We start from the raw sequence: 17129 nt of genomic DNA, 5'->3' as shown, positions 1-17129 counted from the left end.
TGGCTAAATTCGCGGTGAGGTGTTCTTGGCGTCGCAGTGCTGCAGGATCATGCGGTTCGCCTTGGCACGGGTCGCGTACCCGGTCCAGTAGTCGCACTCCTCGTTGCCGCACGCCCACTTGGCGACGCTCGTGCCGCCGGGGCGGCCGTAGGCGGGGCGGTCGGGGAAGTGGTCGCCATCCATCTCGCGGTGGCGGCGACGCACCTCCTCGTCGAGTGTGACCAGCTTGGGGTGGGCCTTGGTGGCGTAGCTCATCGGACGGGCAGCCAGCGCCCGCGATAGAGGTCACCCTCGACGTAGTGCAGCTCCTCCTTGGTCTCGGGGTGCAGCGCGGTCCAGAGGTAGTCGCCCTCGATCCACCGCACGTCCCAGCCGGACTCCCCGAGGGCCTCGCCGAGGTTCTCGTCGGCGCCGCCCGGGAAGAACGCCTCGCCGCTCGACGGCGGCTCGAAGTCGTCCAGGATGACCTTGAGCTTGTCGAACGTGTCGGGCTTCTCGTCCTTGACGCGGGCGAGGGTCTCGTCGTACTTCTTCCAGTAGCCGTCGAGGCTCATGGGCGGTGTCCTTCCGTGATGGCGGCCGTGTGGAGCTGGTGGCCGATGCAGTCGTCGGTGTCGTCGTGGACACCGGCCTCGATGTCGTCGAGGTGGCGGTGGTGGATGTAGCTGCGCACGGCGTCGTCGGTCATGCCGGCGGGTGCGTCGATGCTGAGGAGTCGGCGGTCGTGCGTCTGCACCCAGTCGTGATGCCAGACGTCGGTGTCAAGCCCGTACTGGGTGATGACCCCGGCCTCTTCAAGCGTGCCCTCCCGGGCAAACTCGAACCCCCCGATGGTGGCGAGGCCGGGGATCGGCCGGTACGAGTAGACGGTGATGCGCTCGGTCTGCGGGCTATTCAGGGTCGGTGCCGTAGTACTCACCCGTCTCGATGTTCTGGTCGAAGATGGTGCCGTCGTTGACGTTGACGCGGATGCGGGCGTCGGCGTTGTCGAGCGGCTCGTGGTCGATCTGGACGACGATGGCGCCGTCCGTCTGACGGTAGACGTGGACGCAGACCGGAGCGACGGGCGTCGCATCTCCGCGCTCCAGGAGCTGCTCGGCGATCGGGTCTTCGAAGCGCACGCCCCACTGGGGCATGAACTCGGGGGTCACGTCTGCGCGGCCCATCAGCATGACCGACTCCCCGGCCATGTCAACGGACCTCCAGCCGGGCGACGGGCACGTTCCAGGAGAACATGCCGCCGTTGCCGAAGGTCGCGACGAGGCCGACGACGGACTCGGGGTTGGCGAGAGCCGCCTCGGCGAACACCGTGACGTCGTACGACCCGGCCGGCCCGAAGCCGATCAGGCTCGCGCCGTCGTCGGGGCCGAGCCCGCTGGTGACGCGCTTGTTCTCGTCGATGCCGATGGGCCACGGCGCGCGGTCGTGCGGGTCGTTGTGCTCGAGGTGGATGACCGCCTTCACGGTCGGGCTGTCGTTCGTCATGGTGCAGACCTCCTAGTCCTGCGGGGTGGTGCGGTGAGTGATGTGGTGGCAGGTGAGCTTCACTGGGCTCCCTGCGGGTCGAGCGCGTCGACGAGGGCCTGGAGCGCGTCGCTGACGGGGTAGACGTGGGGCTTGCCGGTCTCGTTGACCACGAGCACCTTGTCGGCCAGGGCCTTGCGTCCGGCGGCGACCAGCTCCGGGAGGTTCTTCGGCACTTCGACGCTCGTGACCCCCTCCTCCTCGACCTCCTTGCCGTCGCGGTAGACGGTTTCGGTGGTGTTCGGGTCCATGCCCGTCCACTCCTCACGGATGCGGGCAGTCCCAGTGGTGACCTCGGTCAGCTCGCAGGCGAGCGTCTTCCCGCTGTCGGTCTCGTAGTTGCTGCCGCCGGCCGCGTACAGATTGTCGCCGTTGTCGTTGAACTCGAAGAACACGACGTCGGCCTCCAGCGTGTCGGACATGGCCCGCACGATGTAGTCGCGCAGCTCGTCCCCGTCGTCGAGGAACTCCTGCGCCGCCCCGCGGTCGAAGATGCTGAGGGCGTCCTGCGCGGGCCACTCGGCGATCGGGCGGACCTCAAAGTCGTCGAGGTTGATGCTGGTCCACATGTCGCTCATGCGTTCTCCTTGGGCTGGTGGATGGTGCTGTCGTTGAGGAAGATGCGAACCTCCGGCTCGTTCGGCCCGAGGTCGGTCGTGGTGTCGATCTGGACGATGGGCAGGCCGGGCGTGAGGCTCGACCATCCGGCGCTGATTTCGATGGCGATTTCGTTGCCGTCCTCGTCGCGGAAGAGAACGTGGCCGTCCTCGATGCGTGGCACGAACATGCCGCCCTCCCCCTCCATGGCGGCGCGCTGGGAGGGAGTCGTGCGGCGCTCCCACTCCTTCTCCAGCTCGGCGAGGTCCTCGCGCTCCGACACGTAGTCGTCAGGGTGCTCGTTGTCGCCGATCATGTTGCGGAGGTCTTCGATGTCCGCCCACAGCTCGTCGAGCGGGGTCTCGGGCTCGGTGTCGGTGTCGGTGTCGTTCACCATGTCGTCTGCTCCTTGGTCTCGGCGTAGAAGGCTTCGAGCTTCTCCAGCACGCGGCGGGCGTGCTGGCGTTGCTCCCAGGTGGCCTGCGTGTTCCACTCACCCCAGGCCAGTGCGTCGAGCTGGTTCTTGACGGCCCAGCGCGGGTCGCCGATCACGCTGATGTCCCAGCGCAGCTCGACGAGCACCGGGTTGTGGTTGTCGTACTCGGGGCGAGGGTCCAGGAAGACCTCCCAGCCCTCGGTGACCGGCGGCCGTTCGAGCCGGATGCCCTCGCCGCCGGGGGTGGGGATTCCGACGTACGGCTCGGGGTCCTTGGAGCCCTTCCCGCTCGTGAAGCCGGTCACCAGTGGGCCTGCACTTCGTGCTCGAGCGCGCTCTCGACGACCGCCCGCAGGGAGTCCTCCTCGCCGCCGGTGTTGAGGTGGCGCACGTTGCCGTGCTCGATGCAGACCAGATCAAGCTCGTCGTTCCAGGTGTCCCAGTGGAAGCGGTAGCGCTCTGGAAGGAGCTGCCCGGCGATGTCCTTGCGGCGCGCCAGGGTGTCCCGCTTGCTGTCGCCCTCGCTGTAGGCGAGCGGCGTGGTGCGGTCGTCCCAGAAGTTCTCCTCGGGGGCGGGCTCCTCGTAGCCGTCGTCCGGGTAGGTGAACCGCCAGAGCGGGTCGATGACGCGGCGGGCGTGTTCGAGCTGCTCTGCGCTACTGTTCTGGCGAGCGCGCTCGACGGCGAGGAATCCCTCGTAGAAGCCGGCCCGCGCCACGCCGACGATGAGGTGCTCGCGCACCTGATGAACGATGAGGTGGCTGACGTGGCCGAAGTTGTCGAGCGCGGCGTACTCGCGGAAGGCGACGAGGATCGGGTTGTGGTTGTCGTACTCGGGGCGAGGGTCGAAACGCACGTCATCCCAGAACGGTGCGCCCTCGCCCGTCTCGCGGAATCCGTAGCGGTTGGGGGTGTTCGCGTGGCCCGGCTCTCCGACCCAGGGGAACGGGTCGTGCGTCGTCTTGCCGCTGGTGTAGCCGGTCATGCGTCCTCCCCGCGCAGCGTGGCGGCGATCACCCGGAGGTCCCCGATGGCGTCGCGGACGGCCCCGGCGAGGTCGCCGTGCTCCCAGTTCTCGTCGAGAGCGTTCGCGTGGGCCTCGGCCAGATCGGCCAGCTCACGGAGCTGCTCCTCGGGGACCTTCCGCTCTTCGAGTTCCCAGACGTCGATGCTGTACTCGCAGCCCTCGCCCTCGGGGTCGTACGTCTCCAGGCTGAGCGGGTTCGCGTCCACGACCAGCTCCTTGACTGCTTCGTAGAGCTTCTCGCGGTCGGCGGGCTCGCCCTCGTCGAGCGTGACCTGCACCTGGAGGCGGAGGTCGAAGTAGGCGTCGTCAGTCGTAGCCATCAGGCAAGCACCCCCTCGGCGCGCAGCTCGTCCTCGGTGCGGGGCTTCCACTCCGGGGCGTGATAGCGCGGGCCGACGTGGGTGGTGGGGGTGGGGACGCGGCGGCCGTGGAGGCGGTGCCCCTCGGGGTAGTTCGGCGCGGTGTAGAGCCACGGCTCGGGGTCGGTCGTCTGGTCGGCGTCCGGGTCCCAGTCGTCGATGATCTTGCGCATCTCGGCGAGCAGCTCGGGGCGCTCCTCGAAGTCGCCGACGCCGTACCAGCCCCAGCCCTGCTGCGTGATCGCCAGGTAGAGACCGTGGTGCCGGTCGCACGGGTCGTCGTCTCCAGCGGCGTGCATCTGCTCGATGGCGGCAGCCTCGCCCTCCATCCCGGCGAAGCGGAGCAGGTCGAGCAGCGGGTCCAGCTCGCCACAGGTGAAGCCGCCCCAGGTCTCGTCGTTGTCGTTCTCCAGCAGGCCGTTGGCGGCGGAGCGGATGTGGTCGAGCAGCTCGGTTGCAGTGGTGGTCATCGGTGGTGCCTCCTGTTCTTCTTCTCGATGCGGCGTCGGGCGACGGCGCGCTGGTGCAGCTCGCGGCGGTGGCGCTCCTTGCGCTCCCGCTCCTTGCGGTGGATGGACTCCCAGATGTCCATGGCGATCGGGTCGGGGTTCACTGCGACGCCTCCTTCGCCAGGTCGAGCGAGTGGCCCCAGGTCTCTCGGAGATCCTGAGCTGACTGGGCCGTGCGGAGGGCGGCGCGCGCTTCGGCCGTGAAGGAGAGGCCGGGCACTCGGTCGTTCTCGATGATCGACTCGATGCTGGTGGACGAGTAGCCGGCAGGGCTGTCCAGCTCGACGAGGGTCTCGATGTCCACACCGGCGTAGTGCAGAGCGTGGCCGACGATGCACGAGGGCTTGCCGCCGCGGACGTAGAAGCATGCGATGCCGGTGCCGTACTCGTCGGAGAGGTCGTAGACGTAGTCCGCGCCCTTCTCGGCGACGGCCCTCTCCATCAGCTCGATGGCTCGGTCTCGGTCGATGGTGATGGTGTGCTGGGTCATGCTCCGGCGGTCTCCTTGATCGTGAAGTAGTGGATGGCGATTCCCTCGGAAAGGCCGATGTGGCTTCGCTCAACGGTCACAGGTGCGCCGAGGCGAGCCTCCGCGAATGACCGCGCTGCCTTCTCTGCCGTATCCCAGTCCCCGCTGACGACGGCGCACGAGTAGCCGCCGTACGTGTGGGCGGACCAGACCTCGACGACCGCGCCCTCGGTGGGCTGCTTGAGCGCACGGATCGCCTCGGGGAGGCCGTACTCGGTCATGCCCCGCTGCTCGGCGAGGAGCGCGGCGGACTCAAGCGCCCGGCGTGCTGCCGACCGGGCGGCGACCCGCACGATGCGGCGGGTGTTGTCGGTGAGGCCGCCGTACATCGTCGTGCCGTCGCTGACGAATCGCTGGTCGCCCAGCTCCTTCGCGATCTGGTCGGCGCTCTTCGGTTCGGCGCTCATCGGGTCGGCTCCAGGCGGCTGACGGCGAAGGTGGCGTAGACCTGAGCGCCGTCGTGGTGCTCGCGCACCAGGCGTGCGCTGCGGGTCTTCTCCGGGTAGTGGATGGCGCGACGGGCGGTGGCTCGCATCGCTCGGAGGGCGACCTTGCGGCCACCCGTCCAGGAGTTGTAGCCGCCGATCATCTCCCTGACCGTCACGAACTGCGTGCCGTTGCTGTCCCATCGGGTGTCGGCGATGCGCACGGTGTCGGCGCGGTTGCCGTCGCCGACTTCGAGGACGCTCACGCCTCGACCACCGTGACGTTCGCGGTGTCCCGCTCGTGGATGAAGATGTGGGTGCCGTCGGCGAAGATGACCTCGACGTGGTAGTCGGGGAAGTCCGAGTTGTCGGCCTGGCGCAGGCTCTCGATGTCGCCGTACTCACGGGTGCCGCGGTGCTCGACGACCGCCGCGACGGTCCCGATGTGGGTCTTGCTGCGGACGCGCAGCTCCTTGCTGTTGCGGCTGCCGAACCGGTCGATCCGCATGAAGTGCTCGAGGTAGATGACCCGGCCGATGTGCTCGCCGCCCAGCAGGTCCTCGGTGCCGAGCGCGAAGAACTTCCGCGCCGGAAGGGTCACAGGTGCGCTCGCATCGGCGTGCGTCTCTCTCTCCGCGGTGTTCGTCATGATGCTCCAATCGAATGAATGTTCGAGTGTTCGTGAGGGGTTGATGTTCGAATAGCCAGCTAAGTTCAGGATCGGCTATACCGGTCACATTGCTGCGGATTTCCCGCTATATCGCCGACATGCGCTATATCGATCCGCTATGCACCCTGATGAAGATGCGTGCAGCTTCTTTATAGCGTATGTCCACGATGTAGTGCGAATTAGCCCGCTATGTGACCGTTGTTGTTGATTTTCCGGGGCGGGCGAAATGGGGCCTGACCAGGGAGTTGTAGTGACACTATCTCTATGCTCTTAATACAACTAACTATATGAATATATTAGCTACATAGTGAGATAGCTGGTAAATGCGGGGAGGGGTCCGCGACGGGTGTCTGCGAACCCCTCCCAGATTCGAGTCAGGGGACGTTCGGGTCGTGCTCCGGGTCGTGCTCGTTGGCGTCGCGCATGGCCTCGTAGAGGTCTCCGGCGTGCTGCGATCGAGCGCGGGCGAAGACGTCGAGCAGGGCGAGCGCGCCTTGCAGGTCGCGGATGAGCTTCTCGGCTGCCGAGGGGGTGAGCTGGAGCTTCTCCTCGTGGGTCTCGTCGTCGCGGATGACGACGCGGTTGCGGCTGGCGTCGCCTGCCGCGTGGACCTTGTGGAGGGTCGACGGGTGGTGTGCCGTGGCGGCGGGTGCGGTGAGGGTCATCCGAACACCAGCTTTCCGAAGGCGGCGGCCTGCACCACGACGTCGGCGAGCCAGAAGTCGCCGTCGGCCTCGTTGGGGGCGTGGAGGTAGGTGGACGCGGCCTTGGTCAGCTCGACGTTGGCGAGCTTGCCAGAGGCGATGAGGGCGAGGCCGTCTGCGAGCTGCTGCCAGGTGACCTTGACCTCGTGGTACTCGACGATGCCGTACTTGTGGGTGAAGATCGCGCCGTCGCGGGGTGCGTTGCTGGGCTGCCACTGCTCGCCGTCGTCCCAGTAGCCGACCTTGAAGGCGAGGCCCTCGGTGCGCTCGACGTCGGTCAGGTCGTCGTGGTGGGTGACCTCGTAGGCCCAGTACCAGTCGAAGCCGAGGCCGTCGAGGATTTCCTCCAGGGTGGCTCGGCTGACGGTGGTGGGGACGGTGACGGTGTATTCGGCGGTGGCCGTGTCATCGATGCGGTTGGTCATGGGGTCTCCTAGTGGGTGAGGATGGCGACGACGGTGGTGGCGAGGCCGATGGCGAACATGGCGGCGATGAAGCCCTGGATGCAGCCGATGACGAGCTGCTTGGTGAGGTAGAGGGCGGCGTGCACGCGGCGCCGGCGGATGCGCTTGCGGTACTCGCCGGCGGGCTTGCGCTTGCGGGTGGGCTCGGTGGTGATGCCGAGCGTGGCGGCGCTGATGCGGGTGACGAGGTTGGCCTGGCGCTCGAGGTCGGCCTGGGTGCGCAGAGCCCTGCGCTCCCCCGCGGTCATGGCGTGCTCGGGGAAGGTGGGGATGGTGGTCACGGGTTCTCCTGTTCGTGCTTCATGGCCCACCGGCGCAGCATCGAGCGCAGGTAGGCGGCGAGAGGTTCGGGCTGGTAGCTCGGGGCGTCGGGGGGAAGCTCCCCCGTGATGCTCTCGACCATGCCGTAGAGGCTCGGCGCGTTGTTGGCGTTGACGAGGATGGGCAGCGGGTCGCCCTCTCGCTTGCCGCTCTGCGGGTTGGGCGGGGACTTGATCGAGCGGAGTGCGGCTTGGCGGAGGTGATCGGCGGTGATGGGGATGGTCACTCGCTGAACACCGCCACACCGTCGTTGGTGTGAATCTCGGCCCACCCGGAGAGGCGGTAGTCCTCGGCCTGGCTCTTGGCGATCCCCCATGCGGCGTACTCCAGCCAGTCGGGGAGCGTGACTCGCGGGTAGGAGTGCTCGGCGAGCTGCTTGTACTCGGCGACCCAGGTCTCCCAGACGTTCTCAACCCACCAGGAGGCGATGCCGTCTTCCCAGAAGCCGTGGAAGCGGTCGTCGAAGGTGCTGGTGAGGTCGTCGGGCCAGATGCCCCCGGTGTGGTCGCGGATGAAGGTGACAATGAGCGAGGTGGTGACCTGATCGCCCTGGTCAGCGATGGTCGCGTTGATGGCCTCTGCCCATGCCTTCGCGGCGCTCGGGTGCATCTCGGCGTCGACGGGGCTGTTCTCGATGTCGAAGCAGTTCAGCTCCTCCCCCACGTTCTGCAGGAAGCTCTTGCCGACGCTGTGGTTGCGGATGACCATGCCAGCGATGAACTCGGGCACGGTGGTCGGGGCGTGCTCGGCGGCGACCCAGTAGCCCGCGAGACTCCCGGCGTTGTAGAGGCCGAAGGTGGAGACCCAGACTCGGAAGCCGTCGGGGTCTTCGTTCGTGGCGTCGAAGCCAGCCTCGGCCTCATCGAGCAGGTAACGCTTCTCCTGGGCGGTCCAGGTCTGGTCGTAGAACGTGGCTCCCCAGATGGTGAGCGCACGGTCGAGGTTGTCGTAGGCGACGACGCTGCGGCCGTCGTCGGGGGTGGTGTCTTCGGTGGTCACGGTGGTCTCCTACTCGAAGTCGAGGGTGCGGGTCTCGTGGTTGGCCCAGGCGTGAATCTCGCCGTAGGGCTTGGTGGCGGCAGTGAGGCGGGTGCCACGCTCCCCCAAGCCGCGGTCCCAGAAGCCGATGCCGGAGGCGTTGCGGGTGAGGATGAAGTCGTGGGCGATCTGCCCGTAGTCGAGCCCGTCGAGGTCGGCGGAGTTGGACTCGATGAAGTCCGACAGTTCGGCGCTCATCTTCTCGATCGCGTCGGGTGCCCACTGGTCGAAGTCCAGGCCGTCGAGGAACTCGGGCAGGGGTTCGCGGTCGTCGCTGCCACCGCGGCAGACGATGCACTCGCAGTGGTAGCCACACTGGTAGCAGATGAAGCCGCCGCCGAGCGAGGTGGAGCGGGCGTCGCAGCCTGTGTGCTCGGACCAGGCGAGGGTCTCCAGTGCAGAGTCGGTGGCATGGCGGAGTTCGGCCCCGCTCATGGCGCAGTTCTTGTCGTGGGTGCTCATGGTCAGAGCCTCTCGATCTTGACGCCCCCACGGGGGCCGACGGTCAGTTCGTAGTCCGGGTGGAGGTCCGGGCCGTAGCAGCGGAGCAGCAGGTCATACAGCTCCCCCGCGTCCATGTCGTCCGTCTCGTAGACAGAGCTGCGGGGCACCTGAAAGAGCGTGATGCGAGACCCGTCTCCCACTCCGCCGGGAATGTCGCCGGGGTACTCGCCGTCGAGCGTCTTGCCGCCGTGGCTGCGCAGGGCGAGGTTCGCGCCAACATGGGCGAACGAGAGGTGGTCCTCTGCGTGGCGGATCGAATCGAGCACGACCACGGCCTCACGGTCATGGATGCCCGACGGGGCGAGGGCCGAGCCGTTGAGGACTCCGAAGTAGCGCATGGGTGTGCCTCTCAGTTGAGGGTGCAGCGCGTCGAGTGGGTGGTGTGCTGGCCGTACCAGCAGGCGCCGCGGTTGAGCAGGGCGCGGATGATGTCGAGCCAGCTCATGCGCGGGCCTCCAGAGGGCGCGGGGCGCGGTACGCCTGCGGGATTAGCTGGCTGATGGCGCGGGCGTCTTCGCCGTAGGGGCGCAGGATCTTGCCGATGGTCGCGCCGGGAGTGCCGCGCAGCGCTGCGTGGCGGGAGACCCGGTTGAAGGCACGGGCGATGCCGAGGTGGTACGCGGGCGAGAGCACGACGCTCTTGGCGTGCTTTCGGTCGAGGTCGGTGCGGTCGGCGAGCCTGTCCCACAGGACGCCGGCGGGGGCGTGGGAGTGGGCCGCGAGCCTGCGGCGGGCGCGCTCTGCCGACTGGGCGAGAGCGTCGCGGGACGTGATGGGCGTGCCTTTGGTGCTGAGGATGGGTGCGGTCACGAATGCCTCCGGTTGATGAATTGCTGGCTAATCTAGCGCAGCTTGCGGGTCTTGCCGTACTTGAGGGCGCGGGCCTGCTGACGCTGGCGGGTGCGGGCCTTGGATTCGGGGGTGCGCTTGTGGTCGCGGTTGGGCATGGTTCTACAGCTCCTCACCCCAGGCGGCGAGCCACTGGTCCGTGGTGGACACGTGGTACTGGCCGTCCGGGAACTGGTGCAGGGTGACGCCCGGCTGGACGGTCTTCTGCTGGGTGGGCATGGGGGTGGCCGCGAGCTTCTGCACACGGTGGAGGGCGATGCGCGATCCGTCGGCGAGGTACAGGTACTCGGCCGTGCGCTTGGACACGGGACCCAGGTCGCGCCCCGCCGTGTCGATCGCGTGGGTGATGGTGGGCCGGTCGAGGGTGGCGGATTTGGACATGGTGGTCCCCTGTCTGGTGTGTGCGGATGGTGGATGATGCGTGCCCCGTGCCCGGTCTGACCGCGCCCACCTGTAGTGGGAGCACGGGGCTGCCGCGTGACCCTGCGGCGTGGTTCGCATGCCGGGGATGGATACCCGGGCTGACAGCGCTAGGGGTGGTGCAAATCTTGGTACTCAATTCGTTCCGTGGTCCTGTCACGGTTCCCGACCCGCTGGTGTGCACGCCCAGGAGAGGGCGTTCGGTCGGTTCCACTGTGGGGTGACGGGCTGCAATTCCGCCTAGGCACACTCGTACTGGTGCCTCTGTAGCTGAGAGGTTGTTCGGCTACTTGCTCGCACAGGTCGAGCTAGTACGACACGCGCTTACCAAGCGCGATCCGATGCGCGGCACTATGGCCGATCGGATGATGCTCTACGCGCCTAGGCCGCCCAGTGTCGAGGGGCGAGCGCTATGGCATTAGCGCGCTAAGAGTCCACTATTGAATTCCCAAGTTGCGATTCCGCATCCCTGCCTATTTCGGGCGTGGAGCAGCATGGCCGTGTGGGTCAAGCCCACCGGACTGAGCACGGACAACCGTGCGCATGGCGCTCTACGTGAATCCCTGTCTCGGCTAGGCCCGTGGCCCAGGACGGGTGCTCAACCAGGTCGGATTGGGTTGCAGCCCGCACGTTGCTGGTTTCGCGTTTGCGTATCTTGATGCGTCTCGCGGGGTGTGACCGGTTTCCCGGTTTGCCCCGTTCGGCGTGATACCGACTCTAGCAGGTCGCTATCTGTTTTGCACTTTAGCTAGTGATTCAGCGTGGCGACTAAGTATGCAAGTACGTGAGTAGCGGCCCGGGGGCGTGCTCTGTCCAGTCTGCTGATTCTCAAGCGCATTCTTTGCAGCTCTGCGATTGCTCGCATTGCCCTTTCATATCCCCGCATGCCGGATTCTGGTTAGCGCCTGTAGCTATTGCGTATGGGGATCGCTCCCCCGCTAGGTCGATATTCAATTCTCAAGATTCGATCGCTAGCACCTCCGGCCCGGGGGCCTTTCGCGCTGACAAGAGAGACACTAACACACCACTAGCCGAATCAAGAAACAACTTACGATTGATGCACCCCATGATCGAAAAGAGAACACACACGCGCGCGCACAGAGGGGGGTATAGATCACGCTCCAGAAACAGCGAATCTTTTTTTCCGCGAACGCGAACCTGGGAACCACCTGAAAGCCCTCAGATTTTAAGACAGGGGGACGCGCGCGAAAGGCCGGGGGCGGGTGTGCGCCTCGCCGGCGCCCGAGCGGTGCGATTGCCCCAGTTGCACCGCTTCGACGAAACCCCTCGCCGGCCACTCCTTCCAGCTCCCCGCGGGGACCGCCGAAAATTGCCCGCTAAATTTCTTGAACTAGTGCCGCACTTGCCCCATAGTGGGATTCCAGAGGGCAAATAGCCCGCTAAATCACCTGGAGGATACGTGTTCGTTTTCGGACTCATCTTGCTCATCCTGGGCCTGGTCGGCATCGTCGTCACCATCGCCCTCACCCGCGCCTACAAGAAGGCCCTGGCGATCCACAGGCAGAAGAAGGCGGAGGAGCGCTACTACATCCAGTACGGCCCCAGCGCCGTCGCCAAGTGGGTCGCCCTCGGCCTGACCGTCGCAGCCATCATCGGCGGGCTCGGCGCCAGCGTCCCGCAGCTCTTCTACACGCAGGAGACGCGCGAGTCGGTGCAGCTCAAGGACTGGACCGGCAACCTCGTCGGCTCCACCACCGAATCCGGCCTCCACACCAAGGCGCCGTGGGTCGACACCATCTCGTTCAGCACCGGCACCCAGCAGATCGTCTTCGCCGGCGCCAGCGGCAACCAGAACGACAACAACGGCGGCCAGGCGGCCGGCCCCCAGATCACCGTCCAGGACCAGGACGGCGTGACCTCCAACATCGACGTGGCCGTCCGCTACTCGGTCGTCGCCTCCGCCGTCACGGACATCTACAAGCAGTTCAAGACCGAGGACAACTTCAAGAAGTCGTTCATCGAGCAGGACATCCGCGCCGTCGTCCGCGAGGTGCCGAACGCCTTCTCCACGATCGACCTGCTCACCAAGCGTGCCGACGTCGAGGCCAAGATCAAGAACGCGCTCGAGACCCGCTGGGCCAAGGCCGGCGTCACGGTCGACAGCATCTCGCTGCAGGAGATTCGCGCTCCCCAGGCGGTCACCGACAGCTACGCCGCCGCCCAGCAGGCTCAGATCGACGTCACCAAGGAGCAGGCCAAGCTCGACGCCGCCAAGGTCTCCTCGCAGCAGGCCGTCACCAAGGCCGAGGCCGACGCCAAGGCCAACCAGCTCCTCACGCAGTCGCTGACCCCCGAGGTGCTGCAGCAGCACTACATCGACGCCCTCAAGGCCGGCACCGTGTTCGTCGTCCCCCAGGGCTCGAACCCGCTGATCCAGACGCCGGCCAAGTAGTGACCACCCCCCGCCGCGCCAGGAGGGTCAACTCGATCCTCCTGGCTGTGGCCGGGGCACTCGCCCTGGCCGACCTCATCACCCTGTACCTGCTCGTCAACTAGGAGACCCCGTGAAGCTCAGGACCCGCATCGCAGCCGTCGCCCTCGCCGGCGCCGCGCTCGTCGCAACTCTCGCCGGTTGCGCCCCGACCACCGACGAGGTGACCCACGGCCAGGCGTGCCATGTCGACTCCAAGGATCACACGATCGACAAGGACGGCAACGGCGTCTACCGCGTCTACACCTCCGACTGCGGCATCCTCAACGTCGAGGACGCGCCCTTCCTCGGCCGCTACAACTCCGCCGACATCTACGCCAGCATCCAGCCCCACCACGCCTACCTCTTCACGACGTACGGCCACCGCAACGGCTTCCTCTCGACGTTCCCGAACATCACCGAGGCCATCGACGTCACCCAGACGGGCGAGTGACCGTGGCTCTCAACGGCCGCGAACTGGCCGCCGTCGAACGCGCACACAGCGGCCTCAACACCGCGCGCGCCCAGGTCGCCCAGCTCCCCGTCTCGCGCGAGAAGGCGCTCGTCTTCACCAAGCTCGACGAGGCCCAGCTCTGGCTCGACCAGCTCGTCCGAGAGGCGAACGCCTGATGGCCCGCCGCCAAGCCGCCGACGGCGAGAGCTTCCGCGCCGTCATCTACAAGACCCTGCCGGACGGCACCGTCGAGACCGACATCTACGGCCCTTACGGAACGCTCGGCGCTGCCCGCGGCATGCGCACCGACCGCCTCAACAGCGCCCGCCGATACGGCCGCAAGGGCGTCCTCTACACCAGCGCCGTCCAGCGCTGCGTCCCCGCCTGGCAGACCGTCCCCGACGGCGCCCCGAACACGAAGGAGTCCCCCGTGGCCGACAAGCACCCGATCCTCGACCTCCCCATGAACCCGGACGAGAACGACGCCAACGCCTCGTCGATCCGCGAGTACCTCGGCAAGCTGCTCTGGACCGTCCTCTACGAGGACGAGGGCTTCTCCGGCAAGCGCCCCTTCGGCAACTCCGGCTGGACCGGCGAGCTGGAAGACGTGCTCGAGGAGCACGGCTACACCTTCACCGACCTCCTCGAGGCCGCCAAGACCCTCGGGGCCACCGCATGAGCGCCATCGACCGCTACGACTACGAGGCCGGCACGTACGTCGCCCGCTCCGGCTTCGAGGACTGGCAGGAGGTCTTCCACGAGGAGACCGGTGGCTACGAGTGGTCCGGCATCGCCGGCTGGTACTCCCCGAGCCGCGACCGCTACTTCTGGCTCGAGGACTCCGGCTGCTCCTGCAACGGCTTCGGCGACAGCGCCAGCAGTATCGAGGACTTCTCCAACGGCTCCCGCGCCGACATGCTCCGCGCCGCCGAGGGCTACCTCCGCGTCGACGGCCGCTATGCCGACTTCACGGTTGAGGAGCGCGCTCGAGCCCTCGCCGCCATCCGCGACTACCAGGAGGCCATCGTCATCTTCGAGGCCACCCGAATCCCCGACACCGAGGCCACCCCGGCCGCAGCCCCCAAGGAGCTGACCGCGTGACCGCCGACATCCTCGCCCTCCCGATCGACCCCGCCCTGCACAGGGTCGACGACGAGGCCACCCTCGGCGACTACGCCGGCGCGATCCTCGCCCAGTACCTCAAGTTCGGCGAAGACTTCGACGTCAAGCGCCCGCTCGGCAGCCCGCGCTGGGGCCACCCTATCGACGACGCCCTCCATCGCGCCGGGGTCACCCAGGAGGCGTTCATCGCCGCCGTGCGCGCTCGCCTCAGCGGCACCGAGGAGGTGGCAGCCTGATGGACTGGCCGCTCGCGCTCCTCATCACCTTCCTCATCGTCGCCACCTTCGTCGGATCGATCAGCGGCGTCCTCTCGTGGCTCGGGTGGCTCACGTGGTTCCAGAACATGCTCACCATCGGCCGCCACCTCCTCCTCTCGTGGTTCCTCGCCGTGATCGCCTGGGGAGCCTGCGCCCTCTGCGGCTGGGTCTGGGAGCTGGTCCGGTGGTAGCCGCAGTCCTCGCCATCGGCTTCGTCATCGCCGGCGTCGCATTCGCCACGGCCTGGTGGGTCTGGCGAATCTGCCAGCTATTCGGACCCGGCGACTGGGACACCACCCCCAACTCGACAACCCGCAGCAAGGAGAACCCGTGAACAACGAAGCCCAGGCCGCCGCCCACCGCGCAGACCGCCGCACCGTCTATGCCTCCGGCGCCTCGACCCGCGAGCAGGCCCGCAAGGCCCTCGCCGACAAGTACGCACAGGAGCGCGGCCTCAAGGCCGACGCCCGCACCTACTTCCGCACCGTGCAGCTCGTCAAGAGCGAGCACATCCGCCAGCTCCTGAACCAGCCCATCCACGACGAGCTGAACCAGGCCGCCGCCGGCCACGTCGACGAGTGATCCCCGCCGGCGCCAGGCTCCCCGTCGGCTGCCGGTACTGCGGGCGCGTCATGCTCCCCTTCCGCCCCGGCACCGACGTCGTGGCCTGCACGCACTGCGACTTCGTTCCCCCGCTCGACTCACCCATCGTCTAGGAGACACCGTGACCACCAAGCTCACCTCCAACCGCCCGCTCCCCGGCTATACGGCCAGGAACAACCCCGCCTGGGTCGCCGAGTACGCCCTCCTGGTCGCCTACGCCGCCTTCTTCGTCGTCGTGCTCGTCCTCGACCTCTTCTTCAACTTCCGCCTCAACCTCAGCGTCGTCTTCCTGGTCGCATACCTGGTCATGGTGGCGGTCGCGCTGCTTCGCCCCCAGAGCAACCGGTACGTTCTCACGCCGCAGCCCACGAAGCGCCCCGAGCGAGTCCTCACCAAGGAGGAAGTCGCAGCCATCGGCGGACCGCTCCTCGACAAGCTGAGCACCCAGCGCCCCGGCGATGTGCACGACGTCGACCTGGTGGCCGACCGAAGCTTCGCCGAGCCGACGAGCTACCCGATCCCGCCGTCGATCGCCCGCGCTCTCGGCGCCCAGGCCACCGCCCAGATCGAGAAGGACACGGAGGCCCGCCGATGATCGACTTCGACCTCGGCGTATTCGACCTCGAAACCACCGGCACTGACCCGCTCAACGACCGCATCGTCACCGCCTACTTCGGTCTCCTCGGCCCCGACGGCAACATCATCCGCGAGCAGGAGTGGATCGTCGACCCCGGCATCCCGATCCCGGACGGCGCCGCCGAGGTGCACGGCTGGACCAAGGAGCGCCTCGATGCCGACCCGCGCACCCGCCGCGACATCGACGCGGTAGTGACCGAAATCGGGCACCTGATCTACGCCATCTGCGGCGGCGCCCTCGTCACCACCCCGCTCGCCGGCCACAACCTCGCCTACGACTGCACGATGCTCGACGCCCACCTCGTCCGCGCGGGCTCCTCGCCGCTCCCCTATGGCCCCCATTTCGGCGGCAGCGGCATCAACGTCCTCGACTCCATCGTCCTCGACAGGCACTTCGCCAAGTACATCAAGGGCTCCGGCCAGCGCAAGCTCGTCGCCACCGCGGCGCGCTACGGCATCCAGCTCTCGGAGGAGGAGGCTCACGCCGCCAACTTCGACGCGATCGCCTCCGGCCGGATCACCCAGGCCATCATCCGCAAGCACCTCCCTCACCTCGCCGGAGCGCCCGACCTCCGCACCAGCCTCAGCGCCCTCCACGGCCAGCAGATCGGCTGGCGCGCCGAGGATCAGGCCAGCCTCCAGAACTGGCTCCGCACGAAGGGTAACGAGCCCACCGCCGTCTGCGAGCCCGAATGGCCCACCCACTACCTCGCCAGCCTCGAAAGGAACGCCGCATGACCCCCCAGCCCACCTTCGACGAGCTGATCGCCGAAGCCAACCGCCTCGGAGACGCCCGCGTCACCTCCGGCATCCAGACCACAGCCCACGGGACGGCACGCTGATGGCCGGCCGCCAGCCCCTCGGCTCCGTCCTCCCCGACAGCCGCGGGCGCGTCTCGCTCACGAAGTACCTCCCGCCGGCGCCCGGCTTGTACCTCGTGTACCGCAACCCCGAGTCCGGCGTCATCGAGCTGCACCCCACGCAGTAGGAAGGAACCGAAGCCGCATGACCCTCCACACAGTCCGTCTCGCCGCCTTCTCGGCCGCTGTTGACCTCGCCGCCGCTCTCGGCGTCGAGAACATCGGGAGCGTCACGCGCATCGACTTCCGTACGTCCGAGGTCGTCGTGCACCAGCGACTCGAAGACGGCACCCGCCAGACGCGCACCCACGACATCACTCTCCCCATGGGAGAGCGCAAGGCGATCCTCGCCGAGCGGGCGGGAGATGCCGCATGATCGCCGAATCCGCC

Annotated in this window: 38 protein-coding genes; 13 read left to right on the top strand and 25 right to left on the bottom strand. The window is 67.4% G+C overall.

The window, feature by feature from the left end; translation table 11 throughout:
* Positions 1 to 3: 3 nt before the first annotated feature.
* The 25 genes from U870_RS0109915 to U870_RS0109785 all read right to left on the bottom strand — a co-directional run bounded on the left by U870_RS0109915 (position 4) and on the right by U870_RS0109785 (position 10337).
* On the bottom strand, positions 4 to 255 hold the full coding sequence (locus tag U870_RS0109915; protein WP_025157237.1) for a hypothetical protein: 252 nt from the start codon (positions 253 to 255) through the stop codon (positions 4 to 6).
* Complete coding sequence (locus tag U870_RS0109910; RefSeq protein ID WP_025157236.1) at positions 252 to 554, bottom strand: hypothetical protein; 303 nt, start codon at positions 552 to 554, stop codon at positions 252 to 254. Before U870_RS0109910 ends, U870_RS0109915 begins: the two co-directional genes overlap by 4 nt.
* On the bottom strand, positions 551 to 919 hold the full coding sequence (locus tag U870_RS0109905) for a hypothetical protein (RefSeq protein WP_025157235.1): 369 nt from the start codon (positions 917 to 919) through the stop codon (positions 551 to 553). The genes U870_RS0109910 and U870_RS0109905 overlap by 4 nt, the downstream gene beginning before the upstream one ends.
* The gene (locus U870_RS0109900; protein ID WP_025157234.1) at positions 891 to 1190 is read right to left on the bottom strand and encodes a hypothetical protein; all 300 of its coding nucleotides are present in this window, start codon (positions 1188 to 1190) and stop codon (positions 891 to 893) included. The genes U870_RS0109905 and U870_RS0109900 overlap by 29 nt, the downstream gene beginning before the upstream one ends.
* A 1-nt stretch (position 1191) precedes the next feature.
* Positions 1192 to 1485 (bottom strand): hypothetical protein, encoded by a 294-nt coding sequence (locus U870_RS0109895; protein WP_025157233.1) that lies wholly within the window; start codon positions 1483 to 1485, stop codon positions 1192 to 1194.
* 59 nt (positions 1486 to 1544) lie between these two features.
* Positions 1545 to 2102: a hypothetical protein gene (locus tag U870_RS0109890; protein ID WP_025157232.1), complete on the bottom strand. Its 558-nt coding sequence runs from the start codon at positions 2100 to 2102 to the stop codon at positions 1545 to 1547.
* Positions 2099 to 2518: a hypothetical protein gene (locus U870_RS0109885; RefSeq protein WP_025157231.1), complete on the bottom strand. Its 420-nt coding sequence runs from the start codon at positions 2516 to 2518 to the stop codon at positions 2099 to 2101. The genes U870_RS0109890 and U870_RS0109885 overlap by 4 nt, the downstream gene beginning before the upstream one ends.
* Positions 2512 to 2862, bottom strand: coding sequence for a hypothetical protein (locus U870_RS0109880; RefSeq protein ID WP_025157230.1), 351 nt, complete (start codon positions 2860 to 2862; stop codon positions 2512 to 2514). Before U870_RS0109880 ends, U870_RS0109885 begins: the two co-directional genes overlap by 7 nt.
* Entirely contained in the window at positions 2859 to 3542 is a 684-nt protein-coding gene (locus tag U870_RS0109875) for a hypothetical protein (RefSeq protein WP_025157229.1), read from the bottom strand. The genes U870_RS0109880 and U870_RS0109875 overlap by 4 nt, the downstream gene beginning before the upstream one ends.
* Entirely contained in the window at positions 3539 to 3904 is a 366-nt protein-coding gene (locus U870_RS0109870; protein ID WP_025157228.1) for a hypothetical protein, read from the bottom strand. The genes U870_RS0109875 and U870_RS0109870 overlap by 4 nt, the downstream gene beginning before the upstream one ends.
* A complete protein-coding gene (locus U870_RS0109865; RefSeq protein WP_025157227.1) occupies positions 3904 to 4413 on the bottom strand; it encodes a hypothetical protein in 510 nt (169 codons plus the stop codon). Before U870_RS0109865 ends, U870_RS0109870 begins: the two co-directional genes overlap by 1 nt.
* Positions 4410 to 4556, bottom strand: coding sequence for a hypothetical protein (locus U870_RS24355; RefSeq protein ID WP_162819125.1), 147 nt, complete (start codon positions 4554 to 4556; stop codon positions 4410 to 4412). Before U870_RS24355 ends, U870_RS0109865 begins: the two co-directional genes overlap by 4 nt.
* Entirely contained in the window at positions 4553 to 4942 is a 390-nt protein-coding gene (locus U870_RS23125) for a hypothetical protein (RefSeq protein WP_025157226.1), read from the bottom strand. Before U870_RS23125 ends, U870_RS24355 begins: the two co-directional genes overlap by 4 nt.
* Positions 4939 to 5388, bottom strand: coding sequence for a hypothetical protein (locus U870_RS0109850; protein WP_025157225.1), 450 nt, complete (start codon positions 5386 to 5388; stop codon positions 4939 to 4941). The genes U870_RS23125 and U870_RS0109850 overlap by 4 nt, the downstream gene beginning before the upstream one ends.
* A complete protein-coding gene (locus tag U870_RS0109845) occupies positions 5385 to 5672 on the bottom strand; it encodes a hypothetical protein (RefSeq protein WP_025157224.1) in 288 nt (95 codons plus the stop codon). Before U870_RS0109845 ends, U870_RS0109850 begins: the two co-directional genes overlap by 4 nt.
* The gene (locus U870_RS0109840) at positions 5669 to 6055 is read right to left on the bottom strand and encodes a hypothetical protein (protein ID WP_025157223.1); all 387 of its coding nucleotides are present in this window, start codon (positions 6053 to 6055) and stop codon (positions 5669 to 5671) included. The genes U870_RS0109845 and U870_RS0109840 overlap by 4 nt, the downstream gene beginning before the upstream one ends.
* Positions 6056 to 6450: 395 nt before the next feature.
* A complete protein-coding gene (locus U870_RS0109835) occupies positions 6451 to 6741 on the bottom strand; it encodes a hypothetical protein (protein ID WP_025157222.1) in 291 nt (96 codons plus the stop codon).
* Entirely contained in the window at positions 6738 to 7205 is a 468-nt protein-coding gene (locus U870_RS0109830; RefSeq protein WP_025157221.1) for a hypothetical protein, read from the bottom strand. The genes U870_RS0109835 and U870_RS0109830 overlap by 4 nt, the downstream gene beginning before the upstream one ends.
* A gap of 8 nt (positions 7206 to 7213) precedes the next feature.
* Positions 7214 to 7525, bottom strand: a complete 312-nt coding sequence (locus U870_RS0109825) for a hypothetical protein (protein ID WP_025157220.1) — start codon at positions 7523 to 7525, stop codon at positions 7214 to 7216.
* A complete protein-coding gene (locus U870_RS0109820; protein WP_025157219.1) occupies positions 7522 to 7791 on the bottom strand; it encodes a hypothetical protein in 270 nt (89 codons plus the stop codon). The genes U870_RS0109825 and U870_RS0109820 overlap by 4 nt, the downstream gene beginning before the upstream one ends.
* Positions 7788 to 8564, bottom strand: a complete 777-nt coding sequence (locus U870_RS0109815; RefSeq protein WP_025157218.1) for an antirestriction protein ArdA — start codon at positions 8562 to 8564, stop codon at positions 7788 to 7790. The genes U870_RS0109820 and U870_RS0109815 overlap by 4 nt, the downstream gene beginning before the upstream one ends.
* Before the next feature lie 9 nt (positions 8565 to 8573).
* On the bottom strand, positions 8574 to 9065 hold the full coding sequence (locus U870_RS0109810; RefSeq protein ID WP_025157217.1) for a hypothetical protein: 492 nt from the start codon (positions 9063 to 9065) through the stop codon (positions 8574 to 8576).
* 2 nt (positions 9066 to 9067) lie between these two features.
* Positions 9068 to 9445 carry a hypothetical protein gene (locus U870_RS0109805; RefSeq protein ID WP_025157216.1) on the bottom strand — a complete coding sequence of 126 codons (378 nt, stop codon included), beginning with the start codon at positions 9443 to 9445 and terminating at the stop codon, positions 9068 to 9070.
* A 103-nt stretch (positions 9446 to 9548) separates the two neighbouring features.
* Complete coding sequence (locus tag U870_RS0109795; protein WP_025157215.1) at positions 9549 to 9917, bottom strand: hypothetical protein; 369 nt, start codon at positions 9915 to 9917, stop codon at positions 9549 to 9551.
* 141 nt (positions 9918 to 10058) lie between these two features.
* Positions 10059 to 10337, bottom strand: coding sequence for a hypothetical protein (locus tag U870_RS0109785; RefSeq protein WP_025157214.1), 279 nt, complete (start codon positions 10335 to 10337; stop codon positions 10059 to 10061).
* 1459 nt (positions 10338 to 11796) lie between these two features.
* On the opposite strand from U870_RS0109785, the gene U870_RS0109780 reads away from it, so the two are divergent.
* From U870_RS0109780 to U870_RS0109705, 13 genes are all read left to right on the top strand, one after another.
* Positions 11797 to 12789, top strand: a complete 993-nt coding sequence (locus tag U870_RS0109780; RefSeq protein ID WP_025157213.1) for an SPFH domain-containing protein — start codon at positions 11797 to 11799, stop codon at positions 12787 to 12789.
* A 112-nt stretch (positions 12790 to 12901) separates the two neighbouring features.
* Positions 12902 to 13261 carry a hypothetical protein gene (locus tag U870_RS23120; protein ID WP_025157212.1) on the top strand — a complete coding sequence of 120 codons (360 nt, stop codon included), beginning with the start codon at positions 12902 to 12904 and terminating at the stop codon, positions 13259 to 13261.
* Positions 13258 to 13437 carry a hypothetical protein gene (locus U870_RS0109765; protein WP_025157211.1) on the top strand — a complete coding sequence of 60 codons (180 nt, stop codon included), beginning with the start codon at positions 13258 to 13260 and terminating at the stop codon, positions 13435 to 13437. Before U870_RS23120 ends, U870_RS0109765 begins: the two co-directional genes overlap by 4 nt.
* Positions 13437 to 13940, top strand: a complete 504-nt coding sequence (locus tag U870_RS0109760) for a hypothetical protein (RefSeq protein ID WP_025157210.1) — start codon at positions 13437 to 13439, stop codon at positions 13938 to 13940. Before U870_RS0109765 ends, U870_RS0109760 begins: the two co-directional genes overlap by 1 nt.
* Positions 13937 to 14362: a DUF7574 domain-containing protein gene (locus tag U870_RS0109755; RefSeq protein ID WP_025157209.1), complete on the top strand. Its 426-nt coding sequence runs from the start codon at positions 13937 to 13939 to the stop codon at positions 14360 to 14362. The genes U870_RS0109760 and U870_RS0109755 overlap by 4 nt, the downstream gene beginning before the upstream one ends.
* Positions 14359 to 14619 carry a hypothetical protein gene (locus tag U870_RS0109750; RefSeq protein ID WP_025157208.1) on the top strand — a complete coding sequence of 87 codons (261 nt, stop codon included), beginning with the start codon at positions 14359 to 14361 and terminating at the stop codon, positions 14617 to 14619. Before U870_RS0109755 ends, U870_RS0109750 begins: the two co-directional genes overlap by 4 nt.
* Positions 14619 to 14831: a hypothetical protein gene (locus U870_RS0109745; protein ID WP_025157207.1), complete on the top strand. Its 213-nt coding sequence runs from the start codon at positions 14619 to 14621 to the stop codon at positions 14829 to 14831. The genes U870_RS0109750 and U870_RS0109745 overlap by 1 nt, the downstream gene beginning before the upstream one ends.
* Positions 14825 to 14974, top strand: coding sequence for a YbjC family protein (locus U870_RS24350; protein WP_162819124.1), 150 nt, complete (start codon positions 14825 to 14827; stop codon positions 14972 to 14974). The genes U870_RS0109745 and U870_RS24350 overlap by 7 nt, the downstream gene beginning before the upstream one ends.
* Positions 14971 to 15222 carry a hypothetical protein gene (locus tag U870_RS23115; RefSeq protein WP_025157206.1) on the top strand — a complete coding sequence of 84 codons (252 nt, stop codon included), beginning with the start codon at positions 14971 to 14973 and terminating at the stop codon, positions 15220 to 15222. The genes U870_RS24350 and U870_RS23115 overlap by 4 nt, the downstream gene beginning before the upstream one ends.
* Before the next feature lie 142 nt (positions 15223 to 15364).
* Positions 15365 to 15838, top strand: coding sequence for a hypothetical protein (locus tag U870_RS0109725; RefSeq protein ID WP_025157205.1), 474 nt, complete (start codon positions 15365 to 15367; stop codon positions 15836 to 15838).
* Positions 15835 to 16617: an exonuclease domain-containing protein gene (locus tag U870_RS0109720; protein WP_025157204.1), complete on the top strand. Its 783-nt coding sequence runs from the start codon at positions 15835 to 15837 to the stop codon at positions 16615 to 16617. The genes U870_RS0109725 and U870_RS0109720 overlap by 4 nt, the downstream gene beginning before the upstream one ends.
* A 103-nt stretch (positions 16618 to 16720) precedes the next feature.
* A complete protein-coding gene (locus U870_RS24345) occupies positions 16721 to 16867 on the top strand; it encodes a hypothetical protein (protein ID WP_162819123.1) in 147 nt (48 codons plus the stop codon).
* Between the two features lie 17 nt (positions 16868 to 16884).
* The gene (locus U870_RS0109705; protein ID WP_025157203.1) at positions 16885 to 17115 is read left to right on the top strand and encodes a hypothetical protein; all 231 of its coding nucleotides are present in this window, start codon (positions 16885 to 16887) and stop codon (positions 17113 to 17115) included.
* The last annotated feature ends 14 nt before the right edge of the window (positions 17116 to 17129 follow it).

It is taken from the genome of Leifsonia aquatica H1aii, assembly GCF_000633535.1.
GTDB lineage: Bacteria > Actinomycetota > Actinomycetes > Actinomycetales > Microbacteriaceae > Leifsonia > Leifsonia aquatica_A.
The sequence above is the reverse complement of the archived record's forward strand: the minus strand, read 5'-3'. Positions and strand labels throughout refer to the sequence as shown.